Raw genomic sequence first — 17,345 nt, 5'->3', positions numbered from 1 at the left:
GGAGCCAAATCCCTCCACATAGACAAAGTCCCTTGCAAGGGGCTGAAAAATAGTGTTTAATAAAGGTGTACAAGAAGTGATCACAATTTTGTATGAAAAACAAGGAGAGAAATTTATGAAAGTAGAACTACAGATTAGTGAAACTTACGAAGAGGAAAAGCTGATTGTCCAAGCACCTCAAGAGACCGAAAAAGTCCAAAAAGTCATCGAGTTCGCAGAAAATCTTGACCGAACAGAAAAAATCAAAGGAAAAATCGATGATCAGGTCTATCTAGTTGAGATTGGCAAGATTCAGCGCTTCTATATTGAGAATCGGAAGGTTCTAGCAGAAACGGCGAGTCAGACCTACACCATTGACTTACGACTCTATCAGATCCTTGAACTCTTGCCAAGCAATTTTATCCAAATTTCCCAATCAGAAATCATCAATATCGACTCCATCTCCCATCTCAAGCTTACGCCCAACGGCCTAGTAGAAATTTTCTTGAAAAACGAAAGCTTCACCTACTCTTCACGCCGTTATCTAAAAACCATCAAGGAGAAATTAGAACTATGAAAAAACAAATCTTCCACGACGCAGCTACTGGTGTCCTCATCGGCCTCATCCTCTCTATCATCTTTTCACTCATTTATGCACCAAATACCTACGCACCACTAAATCCCTACTCTCTCATCGGCCAAGTGATGGCTCAACATCAGGTTCACGGTGCCCTGGTCTTGCTCTACTGTACTCTTATCTGGGCAGCCATCGGTATTCTCTTCAACTTTGGCAACCGATTATTCAGCCGTGACTGGAGCATGCTCCGTGCAACTCTGACTCATTTTTTCCTTATGCTGGCTGGCTTTGTCCCACTAGCAACCCTAGCAGGTTGGTTCCCCTTCCACTGGATTTTCTACCTCCAGCTCATTATCGAGTTTGCGATTGTCTACCTCATCATTTGGGCTATTCTTTATAAAAAAGAATCTAAAAAAGTGGACCACATCAATCAACTCTTGGAGCATAGAAAGTAAGAAACTCATAATAAGCAAATCCGAGAAAGAAACTTCTCGGTTTTTCTTTATCCTGCTGCACCTTGCTATCATAGCAGTTATTTTCAGGTCTTCTTTGTGAATTTTCTGTAATTTTCTATCTTTTTTCAAAATATTCTTGCATTTTTCCAAAGTTTTTTGTAGAATATAGATTACATATCCAGATTATTCTGAAAATTCAAAAAGGAGTATTTATCATGTCACAAGCTATTTCCTTAAATCAATCAACCTGGGCAAGCAAGCTAAAAGCAATGGGACCTGGAATCCTAATGGCAACTGCCGCTGTTGGAGGTTCCCACATTGTATCCTCCACTCAAGCTGGCGGTTCTTACGGTTGGTCTCTACTTCTCTTGGTCATCTTAGCCAATGTCTTTAAATATCCATTTTTCCGTTTTGGTGCTGAATACACAGCTGATACTGGAAAGACTTTGGTTGAAGGTTATGCCGAAAAAGGAAAACTCTATCTCTGGATTTTCTTTATCCTCAATGTCTTTTCGGCTATGGTCAACACAGCTGGTGTCGCCATTCTGTGCTCAGCTATCATCGCCAGCGCCTTCCCAATGATTGAACTTAGCATTACTCAATGGTCCCTCATTCTCGTTGCAATCATTTGGGCTATGCTACTCTTTGGAGGCTACAAACTTTTAGACGGCATGGTCAAATGGATTATGTCTGCCTTAACCATTGCAACTGTTCTTGCAGTTATCATCGCAGCGGTCAAGCATCCAGAATACAGTTCTGATTTTGTCGAGAAAACACCTTGGCAAATGGCAGCTCTACCCTTCATCGTTTCCCTCTTAGGGTGGATGCCTGCTCCTATTGAAATTTCAGCTATCAATTCACTTTGGTCTGCTGAAAAGAGAAAGACCGTCAACTTTAACACAGAAGACGCTCTGTTTGACTTTAACACTGGTTATATTGGAACAGCTATTCTAGCCGTCTTCTTTGTGGCACTGGGAGCACTGATTCAGTATCCTACAGGGCAGGCGGTTGAAGCTGCTTCAGCCAAATACATCTCTCAATTCGTGGGCATGTATGCCTCTGTTCTTGGCGAATGGTCCCGTTACTTGATTACCTTTATTGCCTTCCTCTGTATCTTTGGAACAGTTATCACTGTTATTGATGGCTATTCTCGTGTCAATCAGGAATCTCTCCGACTGCTAATCAGTCAAAAAGAAGACAATCGTAAATCTTTGAATATCTGGATGACTATCACTGCTATCATCGGTATCGTCATTATCAAGTTCTTCGCTGGTCAGGTTTCAACCATGCTCCGCTTTGCCATGATTGGTTCTTTCCTGACAACACCATTCTTCGCTCTTTTGAATTACGCCTTGGTAACGCGTGAAAACAAAAATCTTCCTTCTTGGCTCAAACACCTTGCCATTGCAGGATTGATTTTCCTCTTTGGCTTCGCCATCTTCTTTATCTACGCACTCGCAATCGGAAAAGCAGGATAACTGACAAGCGCGAGATGAAGATAATACTCTTCGCAAATCTCTTCAAACCACGTCAACGTCGCCTTGCCGTACTCAAGTACAGCCTGCGGCTAGTTTCCTAGTTTGCTCTTTGATTTTCATTGAGTATAAGGTTTCATTTCAAGAGAAAATGCAGCAAATATTTCTATGATAAAAAGCATAAGAACAAGGTTTTGAAGACCTGAACTTATGCTTTTTTACGTTCTCAAAGACTGTTTATACTCAAAAACAGTTGAAAAATCCCAAGCGCCTCTTATATTGACTTTAATTCTCCTTTTCCAACTCATACAAATCTGCGATAATCGCTGCGACACGTTTGATATCTTCCAGCATGCCTCGCATTTCAAAGTCAGCCAATACAGGGAAACCAAAGCGTTGACTGTATTGCTTGGCTGTCAGGCAGTATTGGTTATTAAAGTTACGATTTCCTGAGCCAACTACACCAAAACACTTACTAGCATTGTCACCATAGGCGATAAAATCCCCAACGGGTGTCGTCAAGATCTCGACATCTCCGTTATCAACGCCATTCCCACCTTCGAGATAGGTCGGCAAAAAAGCGACATAGGGATGGTCCATCTCATAGAAATTTTTACCTTCCTTGACCAAATCCTTGATATGAATCTTTTGAACCTCAATTCCCTCGTACTGGGACAAGAGATAATCTTTCAAGCGCGTCACAAAACTTTCAGTGTTGCCACTCAAACTAATATAAACTAAAGAAATTGTCTTCATATGTACCTCCATGATTTTATTTTTAATCGAAAAAGAACTACCAAGATTGTATCTTGATAGTTCTTTTTTGTCAATACTTAGGCAAGATTTTCTGCTTCCTCTTCTTCTGCCAAGGCTTTCTGTTGTCGCCACATCTTATAGAAGACAAGAGCTAGGAAGAGAATATTGATGACGATATAGAAAATGCTGACAGCTTTTGAACCAATACTCATTGTCAAACGCATGGTCTCATCTTGAACCAACTGCACAGCGTCCTGTAAACCAACATAGCCATAAATCGAACCGATAATAGCTAACAAAACATAGCCAACGTAAGTATAGTTTGCATATTGCAAATTCTTACGAATAAGGAAGACAATCGCTACGACCACTAAAATAGCAGATAGCACAATCAAGGCCATATTAAAAATAGAATGATACGCTTCTGCTACTCCATAGTTGTAATTAAGCTGGTCTTCTAATTGCTGAGCACTGACCCCTGCAACTTGTTTCTGAGCGGCACGAAGAGCTTCTTTGCTAGGTAAGGGACTCAACATTCCAAACAGAGACATTGCTGAAATAAGGGCAGACAAGATTAACAAGACCCATAGATAAATCGGTTTCTTTTTCATGATAGAACCTCCTAATAATATTATTCATATTATAGCACTTTTTGTAAAGGAATACAAATCTTATAGTATCGTTTCTACCTGTTTTCGGTAGGCTTTTGGCGATTTTCCGCACAATTTTCGGAACACTTTATAGAAATATCCAAGGTTACTGTAACCAACAGCATAACAAATATCTTCGATACTATCACTAGTCGAAAGCAAGAGCTGCTGGGCAGCCTTAATACGTTGTTTGTTTAGTAACTCTGCAAAGGTCGAATCGGTTTCACGCTTAATCAACTGTCCTAGATAGACAGGATTGATAAAGAGGGCCTTACTGATATCCTTGAGGGACAGCTCCTTTTGGTAATCACGACCAATGACTTCCAGCACACTGACCACATTTTCATTCATACGGTATTGACCGAAAAAGCTGGTCAGAGTTTCCTTGATATAAGAAACCAATTCATCGAAGGATTGAATAGCATGAATGGTTTTGACAATGTCCGTCATATCATCAGCTTTGAGATGTTCAAACAAGTGAAAGACATCCATGACAAACTGGATAAAAAGCTGTTTGGTAATCGGAACACGCGGTGTATTTTCAAGAACCACCTTCTCCAAAAGGTTCAATTCTTCCACGATTTGATTGAGATTCCCCTGAATGATAACCCTATAAATCGGTTCGTAGTAGGCAAAGAGACTCTGAGACTGCTGTAGATTTACAGAGCCGTAAAAGAGGGCTTTCTCAGCATTCAGCTTCCAGCGTTCAAAGTGTTCTTGATAAGGAGCTTCAAAAGGTGTAACGACCAAACCATCTAGGGGTTGGTCAGAAATGAAAATCTGCCAATCTTGACCCAAGACATAGTAGGGAATAGTGAAGGAGCCCTGTTTTTCCTTTGAAAGACCTATCCACCAATTCTCCTTACCACCTAAATAACTAACAAATCCAGCCTCGTCTAATTCTTGACTAAGAGTCTGACTTTTCTTCCCTCTCTCGCCGAGCTGACCTGCAATCTTCTCCAGCAGATTTCCCAGCTCTACCTTATCAACAGGCTTGACCAAATAGTCCACCACACTAAGGTTCATTGCTCTTTTTACATAATCAAACTCCTGATAACCTGACAGCAGGATATAGGCAGCATCTGGTAAGATTTCTTTCATCTCTCGAATCATATCAAGCCCTGTTTTGTCGGGCATATTGACATCGGAAATGATGACATCGACAGGATTTTCCTGAACATATTCTAGAGCTTCATCGGCATGACTGGCTGTTGCGACGACCTCCATATCCCACTTATCAAAGGGAATCAAACGCTTCAGACCTTCTGTCACCATGTACTCATCATCTACTAATAATACTTTATACATTTTCTCCCTTTCTACTCATCTTGAATTGTAATACGATACTGAACACCGGCTTGCTCTGCAGACTCTATAGTAATGGCATAGCGGTCTCCAAAATAGAGCACAAAACGCTCATGTACATTGACAATCCCGATAGACTGCCTTTGATCACTGTAGCTGGCTTGGTGTTCAAAATGTCTCTGACTTAATTTTTCTCGAATACTTTCCAGCTTTTCAGCAGACATCCCACGACCATTATCTACCACTAAAATTTCCACAAAACCATCCTGTTTAAGAGCCTTGATACTAATCACATTATCTGTCCGTCTATGGTCAACACCATGCGCGAAATAGTTTTCTACCAGCGGTTGCAAGGTAAATTTAGGAATCTTCATATTCTCTAACTCTGGGGCTATCTTGAAACCATAGGCAATGGACTTTGGATAGCGAACCATGCAGAGATAGCTGTATTTACGGCAAAATTCCAATTCCTGTTTGAGAAGAGTTTCTCTTTCATCAGAAATATTGTTCCGCAAGAGACTACTGAACTCATAAATAATATCTGCCAACTCATCTTGACTCTGCATAACTGCATACATGCGCAAGAATTCCAGCGTATTATACATAAAATGAGGATTGATTTGAGCTTGTAGGGCTCGCATATTGGCATCTTTTTGACTGAGCTCTAGCTGATAAATATCATGAATATTCTTTTCTAAACGGTCCAACATATCATTGGTGGTCTCTGCGATTAGGAGCAATTCCTGGTCCTTTTCAAGCGTATCGATGCGAAGACCTTCTTCCCCTTGGGCAATAGCTTGGATGGAATCCACCAAATCCACTACCTGCTTTTGATAGTTGGCAAAGGTCTGCCTCAAAGTCAGATAGAGAATGACAATAAAGAGAAGACTCAAGCCCACAATCAAAGCAGAGCTAGTCACTGTTCCTTGTAAAACAAAGTTTTTGGGAACTGCCACCTGAACCTGATAGCCATGAGAGGTCACACCAACAAACCAGTCTTCATTCTCCATAGTAACCTTCTCACCAATATGGAATATCTCCATGTCAAAAGGTGAAGTCACGGTAACAGCCATCGGGATATGACCTCGGGTATTATCAATAGCAGCATGTAAGACATTCGGCGATAAGGAAATGTAGACGACTCCCAAATCCTTATCAGAAACAGGGTCAGAAACAGGGATGGCGAAGCTATTAGTTGCTGGTTTAAAATTTTCAGCTAGGATTTTTTCTCCACTCCGTTTATCCCTAGAAGAAACATAGACTTCCTTATAATCTTGGAAGGCAATTGCTACTCCTGTCACAAAATCATTTCGAACATACAAGTCATCAATATTTTCATACAAAGATACAGATACATATGGAGAAGCTTTACGCTCTAGTTGCCAATAAAAGTAATCTGGTGTACTAAGACTGAAATATTTATAGATTCCTTCAATTCGAGCCTGATTATCAACTAAGGCTTGTGCTATCTGAGTCGACTCTCTATAATAATACTCTATTTCACTAACCATTCGAGTCGTCACACGTTGAGCAACTCTTTGAGCCTCCTTCTCGCGCGAATCCCAATCGGCATAAGATATCATAATCGCAAAACTAGCAATAATGATAATCATGACAAGGCTATAAATTTTTAATAGAGAATGAATCCAAAACTGCTTCATTTTATTTTGTCGCCAATTTTTCATGGATACTTTCATAGATCGGTTCCAACATATCACTGATAAAGAAATGCCACATCCCAATTCCTACAAAGAAGAGAAGAGCAGGCATATAGTAACCAATTGCCACAAGTAGCACTGTCCCAAGGAGAACCTTAGCCACAGCTGCTAGACTCATAAAAATGCCAATCAAGGATAGTTTGAGACTATTTCGATAGGACAAGTCAAAATAAACTTGTAGTTTCAAAGACACTGTATAGGCCAAAAAGAGCAGAGCTACTACTAGGACATTCAAAAAGGTCGCAATCAAATGAAGGATAGTCTGGTGAGGTAATTGCACCAAGAGATACAAGCCATAAACTAAAACTAGATCCACGCCTAGAAAGCTATAGAAAATCAGATTGCTGGAGACAAAATTTTGCTTATAAAGAGACCAAGCCTCCTTCAAACTGTATTCCCGAAAACTATAACCATATTCTGCATATAAGCTCATCAAGGTGGCGCTAGCCGGCGCTAGACCAAGGATAATTCCTCCTGCCAAGGTTAATAGCCAAAAGAAGGCTGTCGCAATCATCCCTAAAAAGAAACGATTAAAGACAAAGTCTAAAAACCTACCCATGATACCCTCCTAAAATTAACTATGAAACTATTATATCATATTTCAAGCGTTTTCAAAACTTATAGTCCCCATTTACAATCCCATCAAACCGTGGTACAATGAGAATTATGAAAAAATTATCAGGAGACAATTCATGAAAAAATCTATCTTAACGACTCTGCTTTTTGCAGTTCTTTACTTCCTCTGCATGGGGATTGGTGTCCTTTTGGGAAATCTCTTTGACCAAACTGGAAATATGTTTTATGCGCCTGCCTTTACTGCCCTTGTCGGCGGTAGCGCCTATATGATTCTGGTCGCAAAAGTTCCGCGCTTTGGAGCCATTACCACTATCGGCCTTGTCATTGCCCTCTTTTTCTTGGGAACTAAACACGGTGCTGGTGCCTTCCTTCCTGGAATTATCTGTGGTCTCCTAGCAGATGGAGTAGCTAACCTAGGAAAATACAAGGACCAAACAAAGAACTTCCTTTCTTTCATTCTCTTTGCCTTTAGCTCAACAGGTCCAATCTTACTTATGTGGATTGCTCCCAAAGCCTATATGGCTACCCTTCTGGCAAGAGGAAAATCTCAAGAATATATCGACCGTATCATGGTCGCGCCAAATCCTGGAACCATCCTTCTATTTGTCGCAAGTGTTGTCATCGGAGCCCTAGTAGGTGCCTTGATTGGACAGGCCTTGAGTAAAAAATTTGCACAGAAAATCTAATTACTTAAAAAGAGCCGCACGGCTCTTTTTATTTATGGCTCAAGACTTAGTCAAGAAGTCTCCCAAGAATTGATACTCTTCAAAAATCAAATTCAAACCACGTCAACGTCGCCTTGCCGTATATATGGTTACTGACTTTGTCAGTTCTATCTACAACCTCAAAACAATGTTTTGAGCAGCCTGCGGCTAGTTTCCTACTTTGCTCTTTGATTTTCATTGAGTATGAATTTAAAGATAATCAAAATGATAATGATGGTTGCCAAAATGGTCACATCGTGATTGTAGCGGTTAAATCCATAAGCGATGGCCACGTTACCGATACCACCAGCTCCAACCGCACCAGCCATAGCTGTTTCCCCAACAAGGGAAATCAAGGTCACAGTCGTCACACGGATCAAGTCTGGAAGACCTTCTAGTAAGACTGAGCTTCCTTGGTTAAAATTTTTTACCCGAAAAACTTCTTTTTTCTAGTGATAAAATCAACCCTATCACACTCACTACCAAAAACACCCACCAACAAAGCCTGATATCTTGTAAAGCTAAGAAGGAAAATACAGACATCCCCAAGGGTAATGTTAGGGAAAAAATCATACTCAAGAGATTATTACTTCTAGCTAATACATCCGCACTCAAATTAGACAATAACAGAGTATCTAATTTAGGCATTGATTTCGACATCAAATACATGACAAAAGCTAAGCAGGCAACACCTACTAGAGGAGAAAAATCTAAAATATTAGCAGTAGCAAGCAAGACAAACAGACTTGCATTGAGCGATAGCAAACTTGAAAAAGACCATTTCCCAAAATAATCATGGGGAGTTAGGCTACCAATAATAGCTCCTCCCAAGCTAACACATTCAATTAAAAATAGGGCTTGAGCATAGCTGAGATGATAGATAGTATGATCTAATAAGTAAAAGTGATAAATACCTCCAACAGCTCCTCCCAAAGTATTCATTACTAAAATAACAAGAATAATTTTAAACAAAGATTTACTTTCTCTCTGTCTAAATATATTATCCATGTCCGCATAGATTGCCTTAACTTGTTGAAGTAAACTAATAGGCTCATTCTCTACCGTTACAGACAAATACGTCAATTCTCTTCTATTTTTGAACAAAATAAGAGAAGATAGTAAAAAGAAGCCAGCATTCACAATCGCAACAAAAGAAAAATTTTGATGGCTGGTTGTGAGTAACCACACTCCTAAGGCTTGACCTCCTAGATTTGATAAATAGGAGACAAACTGAGTAAAGGAATAAGCTTCATAGAGCTTATCTTCCGAAATATTATGCTGGATAATCGGCATACGAAGGCCTGCTGTATAATCCGATAAAATATCTGAACAGATATTAACCATACAGATAAAAGCAAACGTTACGAAGTTCTGATCATGAATCACACTAGCAATCAAAAGAAATAGGAGACTTTGCACACAACCAACCCAGATAATTGTCCCTGCTTTATTCCGAGTATGATCAGCTTTAATCCCAACATAAAAAGTAAATAGGAAAGGTAAAATCGTAATCATATTCGCCATAAATACAGCTATATTTTTAAAGGGTAGACTCGCAGCATAAACGATAAATACCAGATTATAAATATAAGCTCCACTTGAGCTTAAAAACCTTGATAAGGTCAGTATTCTAAATAAATGATGTTTTAAAAATAATTTCATAGCAGACCTCCTTTGCAATCCAGTAAACTATCCATCTTCACTCTAGGAATAAGATTTTCTGTATTTGACTCCACGTCCTTTAGAATAGAACTAGTTATTAATAATTCTTTTGCTGCTACAATAAATTCATTATTAGGAAAATATTTGTTAACTGCTAACAGAGTATCTGCTAACCCAACCATTCCCATCCAATATACAGAAAACTGAGCATACTCAACCAATATACTCGAGCTCAGATCCAAAATAATATCTTTGTATTTAAATGGATCAATATATAACAACATTCTTATGACCCCAGATGTTCCATCTAACAAATAAGGAGAAACTGTAGTGGTAGAATTTTTCAAAAACTTTCTACCACCTATGTCTAACAGATTAGATAAGACAATCTCAATACCTCTATTTATAGTATATCTACTGAAAGAAATTTTATGTAAAAAAATTAAAAATCCCGATAAACCATTTAAACCATAAGTATTAAAACTATCAAATATATCTAACGATTCATCAGAGATTATATCTATACTTTCTGTAAAATCAAATCTTGACTCTAATAAATTCAGAAATTCTTCATCGCTTAGTGGTATAAATTCCGTACTTGAGGATGTAATGTTTGTTTCTTTCTGTCTCTCTGCATATATATTTGAAAATATTTTTTTAGCAGTAAGTATATCTGGATTATCACTGAATAGATAATTTATTAGAATATCTATATTCGTTACTATTCCTTTTTGAAGAAGTAATTCTTTTACTTTATTAGTTTTTAAATCCTCTTCTTCTCTCAAGTGTAATCTCCCCAGCAAAAACAACATCAAGTTTGCAATTTTATAACAATCTGCTTTTTTACCTTCTATACAATTCCATTTTTTTAAACAAATGTCATTATAAATACCTACTGTCGGAGATTCAGATGATTGATATGAGTTTTCTAAGTCAATAAAATACAAATCTAACATTTCTGTAATCAGAATATTATCTGAATGAATATCATTCAACACAATATTTTCTTTATGAAAGTATTCAACCACTTCAATTATTTTTTCAAAAATTCTTAATAAAGTAAGAAAATTGGAGTAATTTTTCATAATGTCACTACTAGAATAAGAATATAAGTTATAATCATCTACAAAATCTTTTAATGTGTAGCCGTCTATAAATTCATAAATAAAATATCCATTTGTCCATTCATTAATATTTTCAAGCGATTTGGGAATATATTTGATTAGCTTCTTAGATAACTCCCACTCCCTTTCTCTAAACTCCCTCTTTTCTACATTTATATATGATAAAACGAAATTACGGCATTCCTTTATCACAACTTTCCTATTATATTTTTTTGAATTAGCTAAATATATATTACCGCCATTACTAGATTTTATTATTGAATTTATTTCATAATTATTAGACATGTATGTATCTTCAAATATTTGAGGTTCTTGAATATCTTCAATCCATTTAGGTAAGTCAAAATAAGATTTTTGATAATCTTGCCAAACTTCCCCATCTGGTCCATACATACTAGGTAAGCCGTCAATTAAATGCGCTTCATTAACAATATTACATCCAAATCTGTAGAAAATATTATTTGAATTTTTATATTTTCTATCACTTAGTATATAAATACCTTGGAAATCACAAGGTATTTTTTGATAAAGCTTTTCAAGTAAATCTATACAGTGCTCTCTATTCTTTGGATAAATAGTTATAAACTTCCCTGATTCTGCAGATGATTCATTTTCTGAAAAATTTTTATAAATTTTATCAAAGTCAGACAAGCATTTATACATAGTTCTTTCTCGTTCTAGCAACTTACTAACTATATCAAATACTTGTGTATAATTCTTTATAGTAGCAGAAATATGAATTTTAAAACCAAATTCTTCCAATTTATATAAATTATCATTATAGTATGTGAAGTCCATTCTATCCATAGTTCACCTTTTTACAAATAGATAAAGGAGTATGATATACAAATCTATACTCCTTATAAAATATTGCCAATCTGAGTTCATTATCCTTTATGAACTGAACATTTGTAAGTAGCTACAAATTCTTTGACTGGTTCTGCATGTTTTGATGCAGTCATTGCAAATTTTGTCATTTCTGTTACCTCCTTTGTTTTATGGAACCAGTATAACAAAAAAAGCGGGACTACCCACTTTTTTGTAATATATTTTTTTGAAAATAGAAACTCTAGCGCCTAGAAACTGCTAATTATCAATCCATCTACAAGCCTATTTATTTTTCATCAATAGATGTAACGAGAATATATTACAAATCTTCATTTGAAAGCTGATTTGCAAAATAGTTTTCATAATATCTTGCACCATCTACATACTCTAAATCTTGTAAGATTGTAATGCCTCTCTGAATTTTTTCAAGACCCTTATTTTTTACATTAAAAATAGTATCATAATACCCTTTAGCAATCATATAAATGATTTTAAGATAAGCTTGAGATTCTGGCAAGTCTCGTTTTTCAATCTGAAAGATAAAATAATCTGCTTTTAATTTATCCTTTTCCTCTATCGCTTTAAAAAGTCCATTCATCAAAATGGTATCAATACCAGCTTTGTTACTAGGTAAAGAGCCTAATAAATCCGTCTTTTGTAACATCTCCCTAGAATATTTAAAATAGAGGGGCAGAGGAAACAAAGTAGAAATCGTTGAAAATAGTTCCAATTCATAATTTCCCCAGATGTCAATAGTAAAAAAATAGTCATAGAGAAAAGTCAGTTCTTCATCCGTTGCCCTTATTTCTGAATCAAAAAACACAAGAAGGCTTTTGATACGAATCATTTGTAAAAGATAGCTTGTTTCACCACTTGATCTATACTTTTGAGTCATCTCTTCATACAAGGAATGGAGAGAATCAATCCCTTCTCTGTCATATAAATCCCAAAGATTTTCTTGAAAAGCCAAAACCTTTTTCTGAGAAAAACCACGTACCAAGTACATAAATTCATTCAAATCAGAGTGGATGTTATCTAAGGCAGTAATCAATTTCATAGATGATAAGTCTGCTTCTCCACGCTCAAATTTGCTCAGCATGGAATAAGTAAACTCTCCTCCCGTCGCCTCCTGTAGAGATACATTCCGACTCTTTCTCAATTCTTTAAAAACTTCTCCCAGATTTTGCATATTGACTCCCCACAATGCTTAACTCTCTTACTCATAAAAGTAACGGTTGATAGCAACCAGTACAGAAAATTTCAAGTCTTGACGATAACGACAACTCCTATGAATGATGTACAGATTTCCTAGCTCTTTTTTATTTATGGCTCAATTTCTTGGTCAAGAAGTCTCCCAAGAATTGGATTGCAAAGATAATCAAAATGATAATGATTGTTGCCAAGATGGTCACATCGTGATTGTAGCGGTTAAATCCATAAGCGATGGCTACGTTACCGATACCACCAGCTCCAACCGCACCAGCCATAGCTGTTTCCCCAACAAGGGAAATCAAGGTCACAGTCGTCACGCGAATCAAATCTGGAAGACCTTCTGATAGGTAAACACCCACGATGTCCCAGAAAGTCGCTCCGCTCGCTTGAGCCGCCTCAATGACACCACCATCTAGCTCAGCCAAGACAACCTGCACTTGACGGGCAAAGAAGGCAAAGACTGCAAAAGATAGCGGTACGATAGCCGCATTTGGACCAATGCTTGTTCCTACGATTAGATGAGAGAAGGGTGACAAGACTGCCAAGAGAATGATAAATGGTACCGCACGGAAAATAGAGGTAATCTTATCCAAAATCCAAAAAACAACTTTATTTTCCAAAACACCACCCGGCGCTGTCAAGACAAGGAAGAGACCTGCCACCAGTCCCAAGAGCCCTCCGATGATAAAGGAAAGAACTGTCATATAAAGGGTTAGGTAGATGGCTGTTCCCCAGCCTGCTTGACCAGCCCAGCCCATCTTATAGACATTTGGTAAATAGGTTTGAATCAATGATTCCATCTTACTGTCCTCCCTTCAATACTTTTAGTTGTACACCTGCTTGACGAATGGCTTCTTGGGCACCTGCCAAGGCTGCTTTTTCACCTGACAAGACTACAACCAATTCTCCAACAGGAGTGCCATCGAGAATTTCGATATTTCCATAGAGAATATTAGCCGTTACTTGGTAATGCTTGTACAACTCATTCAAAAGTGGCTCGTCTGTTGAAGCCCCTGCGTACTTGAGCTGCACCAAAATGCTGTTTTCAGACAAGTGTTCCACAATTTCTTGCTTCTCGATTTTTACCATGGCTTCATCAATGCCTGTGGCTGTTGAGATAAAGTCTTGAGTCAAAGGCTGTTTAGGATCTGAGAAGATTTCAAGGACACTACCCTCTTCAATCAAATGCCCGTTCTGCATAACCGCCACACGGTTGGCAATGTCTTTGACAATCTGCATTTCATGCGTAATCAAGACAACAGTCAAGCCTAATTTTTGGTTCAAATCTTGCAACAAGGCCAAAATCTGCTTGGTTGTCTTAGGGTCAAGGGCAGACGTTGACTCATCTGAAATCAAGATTTTTGGATCATTGGCCAAGGCACGCGCAATGGCCACACGCTGTTTTTGCCCTCCAGATAATTGTGAAGGGTAGTTTTCAGCACGGTCTGCCAAGCCAACCAAGTCCAACAACTTAGCTACTTTAGCCTTCTTTTCTTCCTTGCTGAGTCCAGAGTGTTTGAGGGCAAAGGCTACATTCTCCTCTGCTGTCTTTTGGCTCATCAGGTTAAAATGCTGGAAAATCATCCCGATATCTTGACGTTTACGACGCAACTGCTCGGCCGTCAAGGTCACCTTATCATCAAAAATCACATCGTCGTCAATGGTAATTTTTCCTGCAGATGGTTTTTGCAAGAGGTTAATCACCCGTACAAGGGTTGATTTCCCTGCTCCAGAATATCCAACGATTCCGTAGATATCCCCTTCTTGGATATGAATGGTCACATCCTTGACCGCTGTGATAGTTCTCTTCTTTTGGTGAAAAGTCACATCGATCTGATCTAACTTGATAATATCTCTACTCATAGCTTCTAATCAGCTCCTCTACTAATTCAATATGGGTGTAATAATCGGCGATTCGCACATTTTCATCTCCACCGTGATCTCGGCTATTAGCGTTTCCTAGACCGAAGGCCACCATTGGTACCTCTAGGGCATCAAAGACCGTATGCATAGGCCCTGTCCCAGCTGTAGTCGGCAAGACTGAAACGCCCTGTGGATAGAATTTCTTGGCCAACTCGATTACATTGAGAATGGCTGGCGCGCTCATATCGCTTCGATAGCTCATCTCTCCCAAGGTATAGTATAATTCTACCTTATCAAAGCCATTTTTGTCTAGCTGTTTCCGAATTTTTTCCAGAACATCATGCGGTTCTAAGCCCGGAACCAGACGAACCTCTAGCTTGGCACTGGCTTCTGCTGGCAAAATCGTTTTAACTCCTTGTCCTTGATAACCTGACTGAATCCCTTCGATATTAAGGGCTGGCTCGAAAAAGAAACGTTTTAGAAAGGCCATCCGCTCCTCCTGTAAGAGAGGCAACTCCAAGCCATAAATCCGACTGACTTCCTCTGGGTTTCGTTGACCATAAGTTTCTAGCAAGGCCATTTCTCGTTCATTTGGCTCTTGCACTTCTTCGTACAAGCCTTCAACCAAGATACGGCCACCTGCGGCACGAAGAGACTGTAAGGCTTGAAGGAGGTACCAGGGAGCTGATTCCACAACCCCACCATAACTCGAATGGATATCCACATCGGCACTTTTTACCTTGGCATCAAAGGTCACAATCCCCTTATTTCCACCAGAAATTTCCAGCTGTTCCAAGGCATTTTTAGTTCCTTGTTCCCAGACCAACAAATCCGCCCCACGGAGTTTATCCGCATTCTTTTCCAAATACTTATCCAGGTCTGTCGAAGCCGATTCCTCCGCTCCCTCCATGATAAAACTGATATTGACAGGCAGGTCATCGTGGTGCTGCATGTATTTTCTCAAAGCACTCAAACGAGCTGTGATATGACCCTTGTCGTCATCAACCCCACGTCCATACATGAAACCATTGCGCACCGAAAGCGTAAAGGGATCCTCTGTCCAGACCTGATCTCCGTCCGCTGGCACAGTGTCATAGTGGTTATAGAAAATCAGGGTCTTGGCATCTGGACGTGAACTCTTGAAATGCGCCATGACAAAAGGCGCCGTGTAAGTCTCATCAATCTCCACTTCAGCCCCCACACGCTTGAAAATCTCACCCAGATAGTTTGCGACTTCCTTAAGTCCAACCTGCTGGGCAAAGACCGACTTCTTAGAAATCAAGGTACGCAAAACCTCAAAATAATGCTGGGCTACATGATCCTTTTCAAATTTTTCAATCTGTTCTTGTTCGCTAGGAAAAACCATATTCTCTCTACCTTTCTATGAACTACTCTTCCTGACAATCCATGCTCTATACAAAAGCAAGAGGTGGAATCTTCTCTCCCACCTCCCTGTTTCTTATTACCAAACTGGTTGATCCAAACCGTCTGATGTTTCTTCGATAACTTTTTTCACGTCATCTGTGTGGTAAGCTGCGATCACTTTCTTGATAGCATCAGCTTTTGGTGATGTTTCCCAATCTTTTTTCGCAACGATGATGTTGTACCATTGTTTTGAATTTTCATCAGCTTGTTCTTTGAAAAGTGCTTTCTTGTAGTCCAATTTTGCTTCTGTAACGAAGGTATTGTTTACAACGGCAGCGTCAACTGATGATAATGAACGAGCTGTTTGGCTAGCGTCCAATTCAGTGATTTTCAAGTTCTTTGGATTTTCTTTGATGTTAGCAACTGTTGCAAGAGCAGTTCCTGAAACGTCCAATTTAATCAAGCCAGCTGATTGAAGCAAGTAAAGCGCACGGCTTTCGTTTGTAGCGTCGTTCGGTACAGCGATTTCTCCGTTTGCTGGGATGTCTTCTACTTTAGTGTACTTGTTGTCACTTCCATTCAAACCTGAGTAAAGGCGGATTGGAGAGATGTAAGTATCTGCAATCGCTACAAGGTCTTTCCCGTTTTCCTTGTTCCAGTTGTTCAAGAAGTTATAGTGTTGGAAAGCGTTCAAGTCTACTTCGCCGTCAGCAGTTGCCTTGTTTGGTTGTGAGTAGTCTGTGAACTCTGTAAATTCCAAAGTGATACCGTCTTTTTTAACCAATTCTTGGACCTTATCCCAACGCGCTTCTTCAGAACCGCTACGGTTAACAGTTGCAATTTTGATAGTTGTTGCATTGTCTGCTTTCTTTTCTGAGTTTCCGCAAGCTGCAAGAGCCAAACCTGCGACTGTAGCAAGGGCTGCTAGGCCAAGCCATTTTTTAATTTTCATGATTCTTTCTCCTTAAAAATAATACCGTACTAGTATCTCATACTTTCTTCAATTGCACAAATTGTTATTAGATAATCAGATATATAGTTTAAAACTATATCCCTAAAAACTGAGAAATCACCCATCTTCATCAGAATGGATGAT

The 17,345-nt window shown here is 38.9% G+C and carries 16 protein-coding genes and 1 pseudogene; 4 read left to right on the top strand and 13 right to left on the bottom strand.

Annotation, left to right across the window (positions count from 1 at the left end):
• Positions 1 to 115: 115 nt before the first annotated feature.
• The 3 genes from HT724_RS02040 (at position 116) to HT724_RS02030 (ending at position 2,489) form a co-directional block, all read left to right on the top strand.
• Entirely contained in the window at positions 116 to 556 is a 441-nt protein-coding gene (locus HT724_RS02040; RefSeq protein WP_007284769.1) for a LytTR family DNA-binding domain-containing protein, read from the top strand.
• The gene (locus HT724_RS02035; RefSeq protein WP_173276112.1) at positions 553 to 1,011 is read left to right on the top strand and encodes a DUF3021 domain-containing protein; all 459 of its coding nucleotides are present in this window, start codon (positions 553 to 555) and stop codon (positions 1,009 to 1,011) included. Before HT724_RS02040 ends, HT724_RS02035 begins: the two co-directional genes overlap by 4 nt.
• Before the next feature lie 215 nt (positions 1,012 to 1,226).
• Positions 1,227 to 2,489 (top strand): NRAMP family divalent metal transporter, encoded by a 1,263-nt coding sequence (locus HT724_RS02030; protein WP_050214054.1) that lies wholly within the window; start codon positions 1,227 to 1,229, stop codon positions 2,487 to 2,489.
• A gap of 282 nt (positions 2,490 to 2,771) precedes the next feature.
• Here HT724_RS02030 and nrdI read toward each other — a convergent pair whose 3' ends face one another.
• From nrdI to HT724_RS02005, 5 genes are all read right to left on the bottom strand, one after another.
• Positions 2,772 to 3,242 carry a class Ib ribonucleoside-diphosphate reductase assembly flavoprotein NrdI gene (gene nrdI, locus HT724_RS02025; protein WP_000849609.1) on the bottom strand — a complete coding sequence of 157 codons (471 nt, stop codon included), beginning with the start codon at positions 3,240 to 3,242 and terminating at the stop codon, positions 2,772 to 2,774.
• 77 nt (positions 3,243 to 3,319) lie between these two features.
• Positions 3,320 to 3,853, bottom strand: coding sequence for a hypothetical protein (locus tag HT724_RS02020; protein ID WP_000729017.1), 534 nt, complete (start codon positions 3,851 to 3,853; stop codon positions 3,320 to 3,322).
• Between the two features lie 60 nt (positions 3,854 to 3,913).
• Positions 3,914 to 5,200 carry a response regulator transcription factor gene (locus tag HT724_RS02015; RefSeq protein WP_173276111.1) on the bottom strand — a complete coding sequence of 429 codons (1,287 nt, stop codon included), beginning with the start codon at positions 5,198 to 5,200 and terminating at the stop codon, positions 3,914 to 3,916.
• Positions 5,201 to 5,211: 11 nt separating this feature from the next.
• Positions 5,212 to 6,882 (bottom strand): sensor histidine kinase, encoded by a 1,671-nt coding sequence (locus tag HT724_RS02010; RefSeq protein WP_345890302.1) that lies wholly within the window; start codon positions 6,880 to 6,882, stop codon positions 5,212 to 5,214.
• Positions 6,860 to 7,474, bottom strand: a complete 615-nt coding sequence (locus tag HT724_RS02005) for a DUF624 domain-containing protein (protein WP_173276110.1) — start codon at positions 7,472 to 7,474, stop codon at positions 6,860 to 6,862. The genes HT724_RS02010 and HT724_RS02005 overlap by 23 nt, the downstream gene beginning before the upstream one ends.
• A 133-nt stretch (positions 7,475 to 7,607) precedes the next feature.
• On the opposite strand from HT724_RS02005, the gene HT724_RS02000 reads away from it, so the two are divergent.
• Positions 7,608 to 8,177 (top strand): MptD family putative ECF transporter S component, encoded by a 570-nt coding sequence (locus HT724_RS02000; RefSeq protein WP_173276109.1) that lies wholly within the window; start codon positions 7,608 to 7,610, stop codon positions 8,175 to 8,177.
• Between the two features lie 194 nt (positions 8,178 to 8,371).
• Here the strand turns inward: HT724_RS02000 and HT724_RS01995 are convergent.
• The 8 genes and pseudogenes from HT724_RS01995 to HT724_RS01960 all read right to left on the bottom strand — a co-directional run.
• Positions 8,372 to 8,590, bottom strand: a pseudogene (locus tag HT724_RS01995) (hypothetical protein); the annotation flags it as partial.
• A gap of 22 nt (positions 8,591 to 8,612) precedes the next feature.
• Positions 8,613 to 9,857: a transporter gene (locus tag HT724_RS01990; RefSeq protein ID WP_173276108.1), complete on the bottom strand. Its 1,245-nt coding sequence runs from the start codon at positions 9,855 to 9,857 to the stop codon at positions 8,613 to 8,615.
• Entirely contained in the window at positions 9,854 to 11,788 is a 1,935-nt protein-coding gene (locus HT724_RS01985) for a kinase (RefSeq protein ID WP_173276107.1), read from the bottom strand. Before HT724_RS01985 ends, HT724_RS01990 begins: the two co-directional genes overlap by 4 nt.
• A 340-nt stretch (positions 11,789 to 12,128) precedes the next feature.
• Positions 12,129 to 12,815 carry an Rgg/GadR/MutR family transcriptional regulator gene (locus HT724_RS01980; protein WP_240156748.1) on the bottom strand — a complete coding sequence of 229 codons (687 nt, stop codon included), beginning with the start codon at positions 12,813 to 12,815 and terminating at the stop codon, positions 12,129 to 12,131.
• Between the two features lie 313 nt (positions 12,816 to 13,128).
• A complete protein-coding gene (locus HT724_RS01975; RefSeq protein WP_000444652.1) occupies positions 13,129 to 13,821 on the bottom strand; it encodes a methionine ABC transporter permease in 693 nt (230 codons plus the stop codon).
• A gap of 1 nt (position 13,822) precedes the next feature.
• Positions 13,823 to 14,884, bottom strand: a complete 1,062-nt coding sequence (locus HT724_RS01970) for a methionine ABC transporter ATP-binding protein (RefSeq protein ID WP_050261254.1) — start codon at positions 14,882 to 14,884, stop codon at positions 13,823 to 13,825.
• Positions 14,877 to 16,250, bottom strand: coding sequence for a M20/M25/M40 family metallo-hydrolase (locus HT724_RS01965; protein WP_173276105.1), 1,374 nt, complete (start codon positions 16,248 to 16,250; stop codon positions 14,877 to 14,879). Before HT724_RS01965 ends, HT724_RS01970 begins: the two co-directional genes overlap by 8 nt.
• Before the next feature lie 96 nt (positions 16,251 to 16,346).
• On the bottom strand, positions 16,347 to 17,201 hold the full coding sequence (locus HT724_RS01960; RefSeq protein ID WP_050207619.1) for a MetQ/NlpA family ABC transporter substrate-binding protein: 855 nt from the start codon (positions 17,199 to 17,201) through the stop codon (positions 16,347 to 16,349).
• Positions 17,202 to 17,345: the final 144 nt, after the last annotated feature.

The organism is Streptococcus sp. k-402 (assembly GCF_013277515.1).
In the GTDB taxonomy this organism is placed as follows: domain Bacteria; phylum Bacillota; class Bacilli; order Lactobacillales; family Streptococcaceae; genus Streptococcus.
This window is presented reverse-complemented; position numbering and strand designations above follow the sequence as displayed.